We start from the raw sequence: 13,320 nt of genomic DNA on the forward strand, positions 1-13,320 counted from the left end.
CGGGGGTGCGGCTGGTGGCGGGGGCGGCGGGGGGGCGGGTGTCGGGCGCGGCGGTGTGCCGGGGCGCGCCCGCCGACGTGCGGCTCGCCGTCGCCTCGGTGCGCCGGACCGTGCTCGCCAGGGTGATGGCGGTCGTGCCCGCGTCCGAGGCGATGGCCCGGGTGATGGTCCACCAGGGCGCGCGGGAGGCGCTCGCACAGGGCGCGGACCTGGTCAAGGCCGCCCGCGACCTGGACGACGCGGTCGCGATCGACGTGTGCCTGGCCGACGCCTCCCGGGCGGAGCACGGGCTGATGGGCGACGCCGCGGGGGAGTTCACCGCCCTCGGCGCCGGCACGGTGATCCTCGCGGACACCGTCGGGCGGCAACTGCCGGTCGAGGCGGCCGAGATGTTCGCGGGAGTCCGCGCGGCGGCCGGGCCGGAGGCCGTCCTCGGCTCGCACCTCCACAACGACCTGGGCCTCGGGCTGGCGAACACCCTGGAGGCGCTCCGGGCGGGTGTGCGGGTGGTCTCGGCCTCGTGGCTCGGGCTCGCGGAGCGCTCCGGCATGGTGGCCACCGAGCAGGTGCTGTTCCTGCTCGCCCACGCGCCCGAGCGCGCCGCGCGGCTGCTCGGCCTGCCCGGCGACGGCCCCGGGCTGTGGTGGCGGGCGCCCGACCTGACCCGGCTGCCCGCCCTCGCCGCCATGGTCTCCGAGCAGACCGGCGTGCCGCTCACCGTGACCACCCCGGTGGTCGGTTCCGGGGTCGGCACCATCTCGACCGGCACGCCGTTCGTCGATCCCGAGCTGTTCCAGCCGTACGACCCGAGAGCCCTCCTCGGCATCGAACCGAGCGTCGTGCTCACCCAGTTGGCCAGCGCCCGCGTCGTCACCGCGGTCGCCGCCCGGCTGGGCCACCGGCTCGACGCCGCCGGGGCCAGGGCCGCCACGGCGTGGGTCAAGCGCCAGGCGTTCCGGGCCGGTCGCGCGGTCGTCGACGAGCACGCCTTCGCCGCGTACCTGGACGGCGCCGCCCACGTGGAGGTCCACCCGTGATGCTGTCCGACGCCACCGCCGTCCGCCGTGCCCTCGCCGAGGGCCGGGCGGTCGTCCTGCCCAATCCGGCGCCACTCACCTGCGTGGTCACCGCGACCCGGCCGGAGGCCGTCAACCTCGCCAAGCGGCGGCCGGCCGGCCAGGCCGTCGCCCTGTGGGCCCACCACCCGGACACGCTCGGCCGGTTGGCCGGGCTCCTCGACCTCGGCCCGGCCACGCTCCGGCTCGCCCGCCGGCTGCTCGACGAGGAGCTCGTCACCCTCCTCGTCCCCGTCCGGGAGCCGGGGAGCGCGCCGCCGTGGCTCGCCCCGGCCACCCAGGACGGGTGGACACTCCTCTTCGGTGCGCTGTGGAAGCCGCTGGCCGACCTCCTGGAGCCGTTCCCCGTGCTCTACGTGAGCAGTGCCAACCGCACCGGGCAGCTCCCGTCCCCCACCCCCGCCGACGCGGCCGTCGCCTTCGGCCCGGACGTCCCGGTGCTCGCCGATCCGGTTCCGGCCGACACCGCGGCCACCCGTCGCGCGACCACCACCGTCCGGCTAGATTCCGACGGACGCATGGACGTTCACCGCCACGGCGCCCAGGACGGCGGGCACGGCGGCGCCGAGGAGTACCTGGCCCATCTCGGCCGCACCTATGGGGGCTGACAGCACGCCGCGAATCGTAACAGTACTTATATAAGTGCTGTTACGATCTGCGCCATGACCGAAGACCCCACCCTCCAGAGCCTCTGGCGCCCCCTCCGACTCCTCCAGGCGTCGATGGACGCGGACATCGGCCGGGTCTACGCCGACGCGCGGATCGACGGGCTCAAGCCGACCTTCGTCATGGAGCTCCTGCGGCTGCACACCCACGGGCCGATGACCATCACCGAGCTGGCCGAGTCGGTCGGGCGGACGCACTCGGCACTCAGTCAGAAGGTCGCCGCGATGCGCGCGGCGGGCTGGGTGCGGACCGTCCCGGGCGATGACGCGCGCAGCAAGAAGGTGACGCTCACCGACGAGGCCCGCGCGATCACCGGCCGGCTGGCGGCGGAGTGGCGGGCCACCGAGGCGGCGCTGGCCGAGATCGAGGCCGAGATCCCGTACCCGCTGAGCCGGGTGGTCGCCGACGTCGAGCGGGCGCTGGAGCGCCGGAGCTTCCACGACCGGATCGCCGAGAAGCTCGCGGAGGACCCGGCATGGGACTGACCGGCGCCCCGGTGGACATCGGCCCCTGACGGTCCTCACCCGTCTTCCGGCGGATGTGGACGGGCAGTCGCCGTCCTCGGTCGACAGCCAGATGACGGTCGTCGGCGTGATGTTCCAGGTCTGGGAGTCGACGCGGAGCACCGCCCGGTTGCTCCCGCGGTGCCGAGGACGACCACCGCAGGCCGGGCGAGCCGGCGCACGGTTACCGGGTTTCGAGGATGCCCTTCAGGACGTCGAGGTTCTTCGCGACCGCGCGCTTGACCCGGGGGCCGGCGATCGCGGCGACGGCCTTGAGGGCTCCGGGGGCGGTGAGGTGGGCGGTGTTTGGACTCACTGCGTGGTCACTCAGGCGCGCGACGGAGAAGCGTTCGACGCTCCGCGCCGGCGGATCGCCTCGCTCGGCGCGTCCGCACCCATGATCTCGTCCAGCAGGGCGCGGGCAGCGGCGAGCTCGTCCATCTGCCGGGTGATCCGGGCGCGTTCGCGGGCCAGGCCCTCCAACAGTTCCGGGCAGGTCGGGCCGGGGCGGCGGCGGCCCGGGAGCGGCAGGCCCGGCAGGATCTCGGCGATCGCGGCGCTGTTGAGTCCGGCGGCGAGGAGGGTTCGGATGCCGTGGACGGCGTCCACGTCCCGTTCGCCGTACTCGCGGTAGCCGCTGGGGCGGCGCTCGGGGGCGAGCAGCCCCTGCTCCTCGTAGTAACGCAGGGCGCGCGGCGTGACGCCGGTCCGCCGGGCGAGCTCTCCGATCCGCATCGCGGGCACCTCCTGAGGACGGGACGGGCGCCGCGTCCCGGCTTGACTCTGACGTCGGCGTGAAGGTCTAGCGTAACCGGCATGCCGAACGAACGATCTTCCTCAACCACCCCTGCCCGCACCGCCGTTGCCGTACTGGGCCTGGGCCCGATGGGCCGGGCCCTCGCCGGGGCGCTGCTGGCCGCCGGGCATCCGACCACCGTGTGGAACCGCACGCCGGGCCGGGACGCCGACCTGATCGCCCGCGGTGCGCGGTCGGCCGCGAGCGCCGCCGAGGCGGTGGCCGGCTCCCCCCTCGTCCTGCTCTGCGTCCGCGACCAGCCGGCCGCCCGGGCCGTCCTGGACACCACCGCGGCGGCGCTGCGCGGCCGGACCCTCGTCAACGCCACCTCGATCGCGCCCGACGACGCCCGCGCCAACGCCACCGACGCCCGTGACTACCGCCTGCTCGACGCCGCGATCCTCACGCCCACCCCGACGATCGGCAGCCCCCTGGGCACGATCCTGCTCAGTGGTGACCCCGAGGCCTTCACCGAACACCGGGAGACGCTCCGGGCCCTCGGCACCGTGCGCCACGTCGGCACGGACCCAGGACGGGCGGCGGCCTTCGACGCGGCCCTGCTGGACCTGTTCTGGACCACCGTGCACGGGTACGTCCACGCCCTCGCGCTCGCCCGCGCCGAGGGCATCAGCGGCGCCGAACTCGCGCCGTACGCCCAGGGGTTGCCACTCCTGTTGCCCCCGCTGATCGACGACTTCGCCCGGCGCGCCGACGACCGCCGGCACCCGGGCGACCGCAGCAGCGTGGCCTCCGCCGCAGCCGGTCTGGCGCACGTCGCCCACACGGCCCGCGCCCGGGGCCTGGACACCGCCGTCCTGGACGCCGCGCTCACCCTCACCCGCCGGGCGGCGGAGGCGGGCCACGGGCCGGACGGGGTGTCCGCGCTGGTCGACCTGCTCGCCGCCTGAGGACCGGACGGAACGTCAGACGCGGCGGCCCCAGGCCGAGATCAGCGGGGCGGTGGCCAGGTCGAGCTTCCCGCTCTCGACGGCCGCGAGGTGCCGGTCGATCTCCTCGTCCGTCGCGAGGCCCTTCTCGACCAGGAGGCCCCGGACGTGCCGCACCGTCGAGGCCTCCAGCACCGCGCACGCGGGCGAGGTGATCGGGAAGTACGCGTCGGCCTGCACGTCGGCGAGCCCGGCCTCGCGCAGCACGCGCGGCAGGGTGCGCCCGTAGGCGAGGTCGGCGCCGCGCGAGGCCATCAGCTCGCGGAAGCCGTTGCGCAGCCGGTTGGCGAGCCGCTGCTCGGGGCCGGACTCGTCGGGGCAGATCAGCGGCATGAGCGCGGGGTCGGCGTCCTCCAGGAGGAGCCGGCCGCCGGGGCGCAGCGCCCCGACCATGCGGCGCAGCGCCTCGGCGCGGTCGGGGACGTGGACGAGGACGAGCCGGGCGTGCACGAGGTCGAACTCGCCGGGCGGCGGCGGGTCGGCGACGACGTCGTGGGTGAGCACCTCGATCGTGCCGTCGGCGATGCCGCTCGTCCACGAGGCGTCGATGTCGGTGGCGACCACCGTCCCGGTCGGGCCGACGCGCTCCGCCAGCCCGAGCGGGACGGACGGGCCGCCGGCGCCGACCTCCCAGACCCGCATGCCCGGGCCGAGGCCGATCCGGTCGACGTGCCCGAACGTCACCGGGTTGAAGATCTCGGCGAGGGCGTCGAAGCGGACGCCGGCCTCCGCCCGCCGGTTGTCGAGGAGGTAGCCGCGGTCTTCGTCGTGATCAGCCATGCGCCGATTCTCGCAGAGGACGGTCACAGGCCGCGGATGGCCTCCCCCAGGTCGGGGCCGTAGGAGGACCAGCAGGAGATCGAGCCGTCGGAGTCCAGGTCCCCCATGTACCAGTCGTCGCCGGCCTTCACGAGGCAGAGGCCGTGGAAGGAGATGATGATGCTCGGCCGGAGGGTCTCGTGGTCGGCGCGGCCGTGCACCTCGACGACGACGAGCCGGGCGAGGGAGAGCAGTTCGGCTTCGGAGTCCCCCGAGGCGGTGCGGATGCGCTCGATCGTCCAGCCCTCGGGCAGTCCTTCGTCGGAGCCGTCGTTCCCCACCGCGCGGTCGTACCGGGGTCTGCTCACGGCCGGCCGCCCGCGATGACGCCGAAGTGGCCGTCGAAGCGGCGGTAGAGGACGCGGCCGCGGCCGGTGACCGGGTCGGCGTAGAAGAGGAACGGCAGTTCGGCGGCCTCCGCACTCGCGACGGCCTCGTCGTCGGTGAGGCGGCGGGCGCCGCGCGGGTGGAGCGTCAGCGGCACGGCGCAGCGGTGCGGCGGGGCGGCGGCCGTCGTGCGGGCGAGGCGGTAGCCGGTCGGGCCGGTGCGGTAGACGACGGCGTCGGTCTCGGTGGCCGGGTCGGTGAACAGGTGGATGTCGTAGTCCATCGCGTCCAGGGTGCGCACCGCGGCGTCCGGCGAACACCACACCAGAGACGGGGACTTGACCCGGACGATCCGCCGGGAGCCGTCCGGGACGGACACCTCCTCGGACCCTCCCGGCGTCCACGCCCGCGGCTTCCACGCCCCGCCGACCGCCGCGATCCGCCGCCGCAGCCGCTCGCCGATCCCGTCCACCGCCTCCGCGAAACCGGGCGCCGCCGTCTGCACCCGCACCCGGCGGCCGTCCACCTCGGCGTTCACCTGCGCCAGAACGCCCGCGCCGGTGGCCGACAGCCTGACCTTCAGCGCCTCGACGAGCGCGTTGGCCCCCTGCACCGCCGCCGCGACCCGGGCCCGGCCCTCGGCCAGCACCTCGCGCGACACCCCTCCGAAGGCCACCACCGCGATGTCCGTGCTCATCTCCGCCATCCTCCTGCCACTCGGTGGACCCCGCCCAACAGCACCCCCTACGCTGCGCGCCCGCCACTCCCACCACAAGAGGCCAACGGCCCCATCGCGGCGGAAAGGACCGATTTCCGTTGCACGACGGCGCCATCCGTCCCCATACTCGGGCGCGATGAAGGGGACGACGGACATCGAAGGGCTGCGGGCCGCGGCCGCGCGCCTCGTCGGCGGCGTGGTGGAGCAGGTGCGGGTGCCGCTCGACGGGGGCGGCCGGTTCGGGCTGCAGGTCCGGCTGACGCGGCTGCTGGACGATGGGAGGAGGCAGGTCCGGCGCCGGTGGCTGGCGGTCCACGCGCCGGCCTGGCGGCTGGACCGGCCGGGTCCTCGGCTCTGACGGTGAATCCGTCGATCAGCCGCACGCCTCCAGCAGGATGACGCTGGTGACCAGCACCCAGAAGACCAGCAGCCCCCACACCGCCGGGCTCGGGCGGGTGGAGCGCAGGAGGGAGAGGGCGACGCCCACGGCGATCGTGAGCAGGCCGGCGGCCCCGATCGTCCAGGCCACCGGCACGAGTTCGGGGCGCTGGGCGTCCCGGGCGGCGAGGCGGACGGCCAGCGCGGGGACGGCCAGTATGGCGCCGACGTGGGCGACGAGGTCGGGGAGGGTGAGGAGGGGGTGCTCGGGTTCGGTCACGGCGGGTCCGTTCGGGGCGGGGCGCTGTCGCGCAGCAGGACGAGTCCGGCCGGGCCTGGCGCGTCGGGCAGGTGGACGGCGCCGCGCAGCACGTGGGCGGTGCCCTCGTCGGTGAAGGGCTGGTCGAGCAGGCCGGCGTCGCCCGTGGCCCGGTCCAGCCAGTGCGGCCGGCCGAGCCGGCAGACGTCGCGGGTGGGAGAGGCCGGCCGCCGTCTGCAAGAGGGTGAGGGGGTGTGCCATGGAGTGGTCGCAGCCTTGGATTTCAGGGCGGATGCCGGGTGGGGACCCTTGGAATCGGCACCGAATCCTAGAAAACGCACTCGGCGTTCTCCAGGCGACGAAGCACCCCGGGAGGCACGCTCCGGGCTCTTGACCGGGGCCACCGGAGGCCCACGCGCAGCCGGGCGATCGCTACCCGGGGTCCGTACCGCGCCGGGTGCGCCCGCGACTACCCCGTTTCGCCGCGCTCGGGCAAGGGGAACTCCGCTCCCCCGCTACTCCGCTACGTCGCGGCACGCGTCGAGGAGCGGTGTGACCGTGCGGGCCGGCGCGTCGGGCCGGACGGCGAGGTAGGTCGGCATGGCCGGGGCGTCCGGGCCGGCGAGGGGGCGGAAGACGGTGCGGATCGTCGGGAGCACCTCGGCCTGGGTCGCGTAGAAGACCGTCCAGTGGCCGCCGCCCGCGCCGATCGCGGCCAGGGTGTCCTGGTCGGTGGTGAACGCCGGGCCGAGCACCGGCTCGAACCCGGTGGCGCGGCACGCGTCGAGGACCAGGTCGACGAGGTGCGGGTTGGCCTCGCGCGGGGCGATCCGCAGCGGCATCCCGGCCAGGTCGGCGAGGCGGACGGTCTCGCGCGCGGCGAGCGCGTGCCCGGCCGGCAGCGCCACGACGAACCGTTCCCGCCAGACCGGCACCAGCTCCAGCCCGGGGCTGCGGGTCACCCCGCGGACGAACGCCGCGTCGAGCCCGCCGTCGCGCACGCGCTGGAGGCGGTCCGCCGGTGCGGCGCTGACGAGTTCGACGGCGAGTTCCGGCGCCCGGCGCTCCAGCGCCGCCAGCAGCCGTTCGAGCCGGGCGCCGAGGCCGACGTTGGTGCCGATGCGCAGCGCGGCGACCCCGCCCGCGTTCTCGGCCCGGTGCGCCGCGATCGCGTCCAGCGCGGCCTGTTCGGCGGCGACGACGGCCCTGGCCCGGTCGACGAGGACGCTGCCGGCCGCGGTCAAGGTCACGCTCCGCGTCGTGCGGTCGAACAGGTCGACGCCCAACTCCCGCTCCAGGCGCCGGATCTGCTGGCTCACCGCGGACTGCACGATGTGCATGCGCTCGGCGGCACGGCCGAAGTGCAGCTCCTCGGCGACCGCGAGGAAGTACCGGATCTGACGAAGTTCCACCCGAGAGCCCCCACCTCGACGACCACCCCGACGATCATCACGGCGAATCATCACCGCGATTCATCACGATCACCGATGAGTGTAGGCGCGGAACGCTCCTTGGTCGCGGCCGGCCCGGTTGGTGTGATGGTCCTGCGCCACCGCACCGACGGTGGACCGGACTTGAGGAGCACGTCATGCCGTTCGCGCGGATCAACGGGATCGAACTGCACTACGAGGACCACGGCACCGGCCGCCCGCTGCTGTTCCTGCACGGCTGGGGCTCCAGCGGCCGCGTCTGGGGCGCCCAGGTCGCCGGCCTGGCCGCGGACCACCGCACGGTGACCGTCGACTGGCGGGGCTGCGGCCGCTCGGACCACCCGGCCGAGGGCAACCACGTCGCCGGGAACGTCGCCGACGTGCTCGCCCTCGTCGACCACCTCGGCCTCGACCGGCCCGTGCTGGTCGGCAGTTCGATCGGCGCCACCTTCGCCCTGGAGGCCGCGCTGGCCGCGCCCGGGCTCATCGGGGGCGTCGTCTCGGTGGACGGCCCCGCCCACTGGCCCGGCCAGGGCATGGCCCCGCAGCTCGACGCCCTGCTGGCCGGCCTCGCCGAGGACCGCGCCGGCACCGTCGCCGCCTGGGTCCCCAACTGGTTCGGCCCGGCGAGCGGTCCGGCCGTCGCCGACTGGACGGTGCGCCAGCTCCTCGACTCGGGCGTCTTCATCGACGCCCTCTTCACCGAGGCCCTGACCTACGACCCGCGCCCGGCCCTCCCCGGCCTCGCCGTGCCCGCCGCGTTCGTCCACGGGCGCCTCGACACCGAGATCCCGGTCGAGGTGTCGCGGACCCTCGCCGACCTCGCCCCGCACGGCGAGCTCCACGCCATCGAGGACGCCGCCCACATGCCGCACCAGGAACGCCCGGGCGCCTTCAACGCGCTCCTGCGCAGCATCGTCGCCCGGATGGCGCCCGTCCCGGCGTGACGGGGAGGGTCGGCCGCGCGACGGCCCCGCAGGCAACGGTTGCTCCCCACCCGTCGGCGCGCTTTAATAAATGAACGAGCATTTATTAAAGAAGAGGAGTGCGCGATGGCCGGCCGCCCCCGGGGAGTCGACGACGCCGTGATCCTGCGGGCCGCCGCCGAGGTGATGGGGCGGGTGGGGCCGCCGGGGCTGACGCTGGCCGCCGTGGCGAGGGAGGTGGGCCTGGTACCCGGCACCCTCGTCCAGCGGTTCGGCTCCAAACGGGGGCTCCTGGTGGCGCTCGCGCGGCAGTCGGCGAACGACGTCGCCGAACTGCCCGCCCGGGTGCGGGAGCGGCACGACTCGGTGCTCGCCGCGCTGACCGCCCTGCTGGTGGAGTCGACGGCGCCGATGGCCCTGCCCGAGACCTTCGCCAACCACCTGGCGTTCCTGTGCCTGGACCTGACCGACCCGGAGCTCCACGAGCACGCCCTCGCCGTGCACCTGGCGCAGCGCCGGGCCATCGAGGCCCTGCTGGCGGAGGCGGCCGGAGCCGGCGAGCTCACCCCCGGGACGGACGTGTCCGCCCTCGCCGGATCGGTGCAGGCGCTCGCCGCCGGCACGGGCCTGAACTGGGCACTCGACCGCGAGGGGACCCTGCCCGAGCGGCTGCGGCAGGAAATCGACGCCCTCCTGCTCCCGTACACGACAGCCCGCCGCACCCGAGTCACGGAGGAATCATGACGATCGACAGCCGGCCGCTGGCCGGACGCGTGGCCCTGGTCGCCGGCGGCACCCGGGGCGGGGGCCGGGGCATCGCCGTCGAGCTCGGCGCCGCCGGGGCGACGGTGTACGTCACCGGCCGCAGCACGACCGGCACCCGCTCGGACCTGGACCGCCCGGAGACCATCGAGGAGACCGCCGAACGCGTCACCGCGGCGGGCGGCCTGGGCGTCCCCGTCCGCACCGACCACAGCCGCCCGGACGAGGTCGCGGCCCTGGTCGAGCGAATCGCCGCCGAGCAGGACGGCCGGCTCGACGTCCTGGTCAACTCCGTCTGGGGCGGCGATCCGCTCGTCGACTGGGAACACCCGCTCTGGGAGCAGGACGTGGAGACGGGCCTGCGGCTGCTGCGCCAGGCCGTGGAGACCCACGTGATCACCAGCCGGTTCGCGCTCCCGCTGATGGTCGCGCGCAAGCGCGGCCTCGTCGTCGAGGTCACCGACGGCAACACCGCCCGCTACCGGGGCTCGTTCTTCTACGACCTCGCCAAGTCCGCGGTGATCCGGCTCGCCGTCGCCCAGGCCGCCGAGCTCAAGCCGCACGGCGTCGCGGCCGTGGCCCTCACCCCCGGGTTCCTGCGCTCGGAGGCCGTGCTGGACCACTTCGGCGTCACCGAGGCGACCTGGCGCGACGGCGTGGCGGCGGACCCGCACTTCGCCCGCTCCGAGACCCCGGCGTACCTCGGCCGGGCGGTGGCGGCCCTGGCCGCGGACCCGGACGTCATGGCCAAGTCCGGCCGGGCGCTGGCGACGTGGGGCCTGTACCGGGAGTACGGGTTCACCGACGCCGACGGCACGCAGCCGGACTGGGCGGCACACTGGGCCGCGAACCTGGAGGCCGAGCACGGGCCGCTCGGCGAGCCGCTCTGACCGCGGGCAACTCGGGCACCGTCACTGCGCGGGCGCCGTCACTGCACCGCTGCCGTCACTGCACGGCTGCCGTTACTGCGCGACCGCCGTTACTGCACGGCTGCCGTTACTGCGCGGCCGCCGGAACGAGGCCGTCGGCGACGAGGCCCGCGAAGACCGCCTGCCCGAGCGCCTGAGCGGCCGACAGCGGACGGACCATCACCGTGAACTCCTTGATCCGGCCGTCCTCGGCGAAGTGCATCAGGTCGATGCCGTGGATCTGCTTGCCGCCGACCGTGGCCCGGAACAGCAGGACGGACGTGTCCGCCTCGGTGCCGTCGGCGCTGGTCTCCGCGGTGCCGGTGTGGTCGCCGACGTAGCGGAAGTCCTCGAGGGTGCGCAGCAGGACCCCGAACAGGCCCAGCACCATCGGCTTCCCCTCGAAGGGAACGAACTTGACCGGGCTGTAGAAGCGGATGTCGTCGGTGAACAGGTCGTCCAGAGCGGCGGCGTCGCGGTTCTCGACGGCGGCGCGGAAGCGGTCGGCGGTGGCGGCGGTGGCGGTCACGGTGCACTCTCCCGAGGACTGGCGGTACTCATGAATGTGAGTAGTCATTTTCATGAGTACCATGGGCGGCGGGTCCGGCAACAGGGGCGATCCGAAGGGAATCCGACCGATGGCACTACGGCATGCCGTCCTGGCCGCGCTGCTCGACGGCGAGGCCAGCGGCTACGAACTGGCGAAGACCTTCGACCTCGGCGTGGCGAACTTCTGGTACGCCCAGCCCCAGCAGCTCTACGCCGAGCTGACCCGCCTGGAGAAGGACGGCCTGATCAGCGGCCGCGAGATCATCCAGGACAACCGGCCCAACAAACGGGTCTTCCGCGTCACCGACGCTGGCCTCGCCGAACTCGACGACTTCGCCGCCGCCTCCGCCAAGCCCTCCTTCGTCCGCGACGACCTGATGGTCAAGGTCCGCACCGTCGACCACGTCGACCCCGCGACCCTCATCGCCCGGCTGGCGGAGCGCGCGGCCTTCGCCCAGGCCAAGGTCGACCTGTTCGAACGCATGCTGCGCACCATGCGCGGCGACCTCCCGGAGGACGACTTCCTGCGCGACGGCGAGCGCATCGGCCCCTACCTCACCTGCCTGCGCGGCCTCGCCTTCGAACGGGGCAACCGCGACTGGTGCCACACCACGATCGCCACCCTGCGCGCCCGCGAGGCCGCCCGCGCCCGCCGCTGACGGCCTCACCACGTCCGGCGCTCAGCGCCGCAGGAGGTCCCGTACGGCGGCGGTGACCCGGGCCGGGTCCTCCTCGGCCATGAAGTGGCCGCAGTCGACCGTGGTGTGGACGAGATCGGGGGCCCACGCGCGCCACAGGGCGGCGGCGTCGAAGCCGAGCGCCGCGCCCCAGTCCTGCTGCAGGACGCTCACGGGCATGCGCAGCCGGCTGCCCGCCGCCCGGTCGGCGGTGTCGTGGGCGACGTCGATCCCGGCCGAGGCGCGGTAGTCCGCCACGATCGACGGGACGGCCTCCCGGCAGGCCGCCAGGTACGCGGCCCGGACCTCGTCGGGAATGGCGGCGGGATCGCGCGACCACACGTCGAGGAAGTGCCCGAAGAACGCATCGGCCGACGCGGCGATCATCCGCTCCGGCAGGCCCGGCTGCTGGGCCATCAGGTAGAGGTGGAAGCCCACGGCGGCGGAGGTGCCACGCATGACGTCCCACGTGTCGAGCAGCGGCAGGACGTCCAGCGAGGCGAGGTGGGTGACGCGGTCCGGGTGGTCGAGGGCGGCGCGGAAGGCGACGAGCGCGCCGCGGTCGTGGCCGACGAGTGCGAACCGCTCGTGCCCGAGGGCCCGGGCGAGGGCCACCACGTCCACGGCCATCGTGCGCTTGGCGTAGGCGCTGCCGTCCGGTGCCTCGGCGGGCTTGTCGCTGGCGCCGTAGCCGCGCAGGTCGGGGCAGATCACGGTATGGCCGGCGGCCAGGTCCGCGGCCACGTGCCGCCACATGAGGTGGGTCTGCGGGAAGCCGTGCAGCAGCACGACGGGCGTGCCGGAACCGCCGACGGCCGCGAACAGGCGGACGTCCTCGGCGACCTCGACGCGGTGGTGCTCGAAGCCGGGAATGGTCTGCGTCATGAGAACTCGTCCTCTCGTGCGGTGACTGGGTACGGGACGAGCCTCCCGCGCCCGAATCAGCGGACGATCAGCACGCACCGGGCGGGTACCGTGGAGCCCGGAATGGAAGACGTGACGCGGGTGCGGTTCGGCGTCCTCGGGCCGCTGACGGCGCAGGACGCCGACGGTGCGCCGCTCGACCTCAAGGGCCCCCGCCACCGGGCCGTCCTCGCCCGGCTCATCGTCGCCCGGCGGCGCGTCGTGCCCGTCGCCCGGCTCGTCGACGACCTGTGGGACGAACCGCCCGCGGGCGCCGTCGGCGCCGTCCAGACCTTCGTCGGCGCGCTGCGCCGCGCCCTCGAACCCGGCCGGCCCCCGCGCACGCCCGCCCGCCTCCTGGTGACCGACGGCCCCGGGTACGCGCTGCGGGCCGCGCCCGACGCCGTCGACGCGTGGCGCTTCGAGGCGACCGTGGAGAGGGCCCCGGCGCTGCCGCCGGCCGAGGCCGTGGCGCAGCTGGAGCAGGCGCTGGCGCTGTGGCGCGGCCCCGCGTACGCGGAGGCGGGCGGGGCGCAGGCGGGCGCGGTGCAGGCGGGCGGGGCCGAGTGGGCCCGCGCCGACCGGGCCCGGCTCGCCGAGCTGCGGCTCCAGGCCGTCGAGCGGCGGGCCGGGGCGCTGCTCGCGCTCGGGCGGGCGGCGCGGGCCGTCCCCGACC

At 75.0% G+C, this 13,320-nt stretch carries 20 protein-coding genes; 10 read left to right on the forward strand and 10 right to left on the reverse strand.

Annotation, left to right across the window (positions count from 1 at the left end; genetic code table 11):
- The 3 genes from ACFV4G_RS40645 to ACFV4G_RS40655 form a co-directional block, all read left to right on the forward strand.
- Window positions 1-1,037: 2-isopropylmalate synthase (locus ACFV4G_RS40645; RefSeq protein ID WP_380448167.1), on the forward strand; the 1,037-nt coding region annotated here is incomplete at its 5' end.
- Window positions 1,037-1,684: a hypothetical protein gene (locus ACFV4G_RS40650; protein ID WP_380448203.1), complete on the forward strand. Its 648-nt coding sequence runs from the start codon at window positions 1,037-1,039 to the stop codon at window positions 1,682-1,684. The genes ACFV4G_RS40645 and ACFV4G_RS40650, both read left to right, overlap by 1 nt.
- Window positions 1,685-1,738: 54 nt before the next feature.
- Entirely contained in the window at window positions 1,739-2,227 is a 489-nt protein-coding gene (locus ACFV4G_RS40655; RefSeq protein WP_380448169.1) for a MarR family winged helix-turn-helix transcriptional regulator, read from the forward strand.
- A 202-nt stretch (window positions 2,228-2,429) separates the two neighbouring features.
- Here ACFV4G_RS40655 and ACFV4G_RS40660 read toward each other — a convergent pair whose 3' ends face one another.
- Both ACFV4G_RS40660 and ACFV4G_RS40665 read right to left on the reverse strand, forming a co-directional pair.
- A complete protein-coding gene (locus ACFV4G_RS40660; protein ID WP_380448171.1) occupies window positions 2,430-2,561 on the reverse strand; it encodes a hypothetical protein in 132 nt (43 codons plus the stop codon).
- 11 nt (window positions 2,562-2,572) lie between these two features.
- Window positions 2,573-2,980: a MerR family transcriptional regulator gene (locus ACFV4G_RS40665; RefSeq protein WP_380448173.1), complete on the reverse strand. Its 408-nt coding sequence runs from the start codon at window positions 2,978-2,980 to the stop codon at window positions 2,573-2,575.
- Between the two features lie 81 nt (window positions 2,981-3,061).
- On the opposite strand from ACFV4G_RS40665, the gene ACFV4G_RS40670 reads away from it, so the two are divergent.
- Window positions 3,062-3,949 carry an NAD(P)-binding domain-containing protein gene (locus ACFV4G_RS40670; protein ID WP_380448175.1) on the forward strand — a complete coding sequence of 296 codons (888 nt, stop codon included), beginning with the start codon at window positions 3,062-3,064 and terminating at the stop codon, window positions 3,947-3,949.
- 15 nt (window positions 3,950-3,964) lie between these two features.
- Here ACFV4G_RS40670 and ACFV4G_RS40675 read toward each other — a convergent pair whose 3' ends face one another.
- From ACFV4G_RS40675 to ACFV4G_RS40685, 3 genes are read right to left on the reverse strand one after another with little or no spacing between them, the layout of a single operon-like run.
- Entirely contained in the window at window positions 3,965-4,768 is an 804-nt protein-coding gene (locus ACFV4G_RS40675) for a class I SAM-dependent methyltransferase (RefSeq protein ID WP_380448177.1), read from the reverse strand.
- A gap of 23 nt (window positions 4,769-4,791) precedes the next feature.
- A complete protein-coding gene (locus ACFV4G_RS40680) occupies window positions 4,792-5,115 on the reverse strand; it encodes a hypothetical protein (RefSeq protein WP_380448179.1) in 324 nt (107 codons plus the stop codon).
- Window positions 5,112-5,831: a sigma 54 modulation/S30EA ribosomal C-terminal domain-containing protein gene (locus tag ACFV4G_RS40685; protein WP_380448180.1), complete on the reverse strand. Its 720-nt coding sequence runs from the start codon at window positions 5,829-5,831 to the stop codon at window positions 5,112-5,114. Before ACFV4G_RS40685 ends, ACFV4G_RS40680 begins: the two co-directional genes overlap by 4 nt.
- 157 nt (window positions 5,832-5,988) lie before the next feature.
- Between ACFV4G_RS40685 and ACFV4G_RS40690 the strand changes: the two genes are divergently transcribed.
- A complete protein-coding gene (locus tag ACFV4G_RS40690; RefSeq protein WP_380448182.1) occupies window positions 5,989-6,210 on the forward strand; it encodes a hypothetical protein in 222 nt (73 codons plus the stop codon).
- Between the two features lie 15 nt (window positions 6,211-6,225).
- Here ACFV4G_RS40690 and ACFV4G_RS40695 read toward each other — a convergent pair whose 3' ends face one another.
- The 3 genes from ACFV4G_RS40695 to ACFV4G_RS40705 all read right to left on the reverse strand — a co-directional run bounded on the left by ACFV4G_RS40695 (window position 6,226) and on the right by ACFV4G_RS40705 (window position 7,901).
- Window positions 6,226-6,510, reverse strand: coding sequence for a hypothetical protein (locus ACFV4G_RS40695; RefSeq protein WP_380448184.1), 285 nt, complete (start codon window positions 6,508-6,510; stop codon window positions 6,226-6,228).
- Window positions 6,507-6,830: a hypothetical protein gene (locus ACFV4G_RS40700; RefSeq protein ID WP_380448186.1), complete on the reverse strand. Its 324-nt coding sequence runs from the start codon at window positions 6,828-6,830 to the stop codon at window positions 6,507-6,509. Before ACFV4G_RS40700 ends, ACFV4G_RS40695 begins: the two co-directional genes overlap by 4 nt.
- 174 nt (window positions 6,831-7,004) lie before the next feature.
- Window positions 7,005-7,901: a LysR substrate-binding domain-containing protein gene (locus tag ACFV4G_RS40705; protein ID WP_380448188.1), complete on the reverse strand. Its 897-nt coding sequence runs from the start codon at window positions 7,899-7,901 to the stop codon at window positions 7,005-7,007.
- Between the two features lie 176 nt (window positions 7,902-8,077).
- Here ACFV4G_RS40705 and ACFV4G_RS40710 point away from each other — a divergent pair, with 176 nt between their 5' ends.
- The 3 genes from ACFV4G_RS40710 (at window position 8,078) to ACFV4G_RS40720 (ending at window position 10,497) form a co-directional block, all read left to right on the forward strand.
- Entirely contained in the window at window positions 8,078-8,866 is a 789-nt protein-coding gene (locus ACFV4G_RS40710; RefSeq protein WP_380448190.1) for an alpha/beta fold hydrolase, read from the forward strand.
- A gap of 105 nt (window positions 8,867-8,971) precedes the next feature.
- Entirely contained in the window at window positions 8,972-9,589 is a 618-nt protein-coding gene (locus tag ACFV4G_RS40715; protein ID WP_380448192.1) for a TetR/AcrR family transcriptional regulator, read from the forward strand.
- Entirely contained in the window at window positions 9,586-10,497 is a 912-nt protein-coding gene (locus ACFV4G_RS40720; protein WP_380448193.1) for an SDR family oxidoreductase, read from the forward strand. The genes ACFV4G_RS40715 and ACFV4G_RS40720 overlap by 4 nt, the downstream gene beginning before the upstream one ends.
- Before the next feature lie 106 nt (window positions 10,498-10,603).
- Here ACFV4G_RS40720 and ACFV4G_RS40725 read toward each other — a convergent pair whose 3' ends face one another.
- Window positions 10,604-11,044: a nuclear transport factor 2 family protein gene (locus ACFV4G_RS40725; protein ID WP_380448195.1), complete on the reverse strand. Its 441-nt coding sequence runs from the start codon at window positions 11,042-11,044 to the stop codon at window positions 10,604-10,606.
- Window positions 11,045-11,153: 109 nt separating this feature from the next.
- Here ACFV4G_RS40725 and ACFV4G_RS40730 point away from each other — a divergent pair, with 109 nt between their 5' ends.
- A complete protein-coding gene (locus tag ACFV4G_RS40730; RefSeq protein ID WP_380448197.1) occupies window positions 11,154-11,723 on the forward strand; it encodes a PadR family transcriptional regulator in 570 nt (189 codons plus the stop codon).
- Window positions 11,724-11,744: 21 nt separating this feature from the next.
- On the opposite strand, the gene ACFV4G_RS40735 is transcribed toward ACFV4G_RS40730, so the two are convergent.
- Window positions 11,745-12,626, reverse strand: coding sequence for an alpha/beta fold hydrolase (locus ACFV4G_RS40735; RefSeq protein ID WP_380448199.1), 882 nt, complete (start codon window positions 12,624-12,626; stop codon window positions 11,745-11,747).
- A 102-nt stretch (window positions 12,627-12,728) separates the two neighbouring features.
- Between ACFV4G_RS40735 and ACFV4G_RS40740 the strand changes: the two genes are divergently transcribed.
- Window positions 12,729-13,320: BTAD domain-containing putative transcriptional regulator (locus ACFV4G_RS40740; RefSeq protein ID WP_380448201.1), on the forward strand; the 592-nt coding region annotated here is incomplete at its 3' end.

Source organism: Kitasatospora sp. NPDC059747, assembly GCF_042732955.1.
In the GTDB taxonomy this organism is placed as follows: domain Bacteria; phylum Actinomycetota; class Actinomycetes; order Streptomycetales; family Streptomycetaceae; genus Kitasatospora.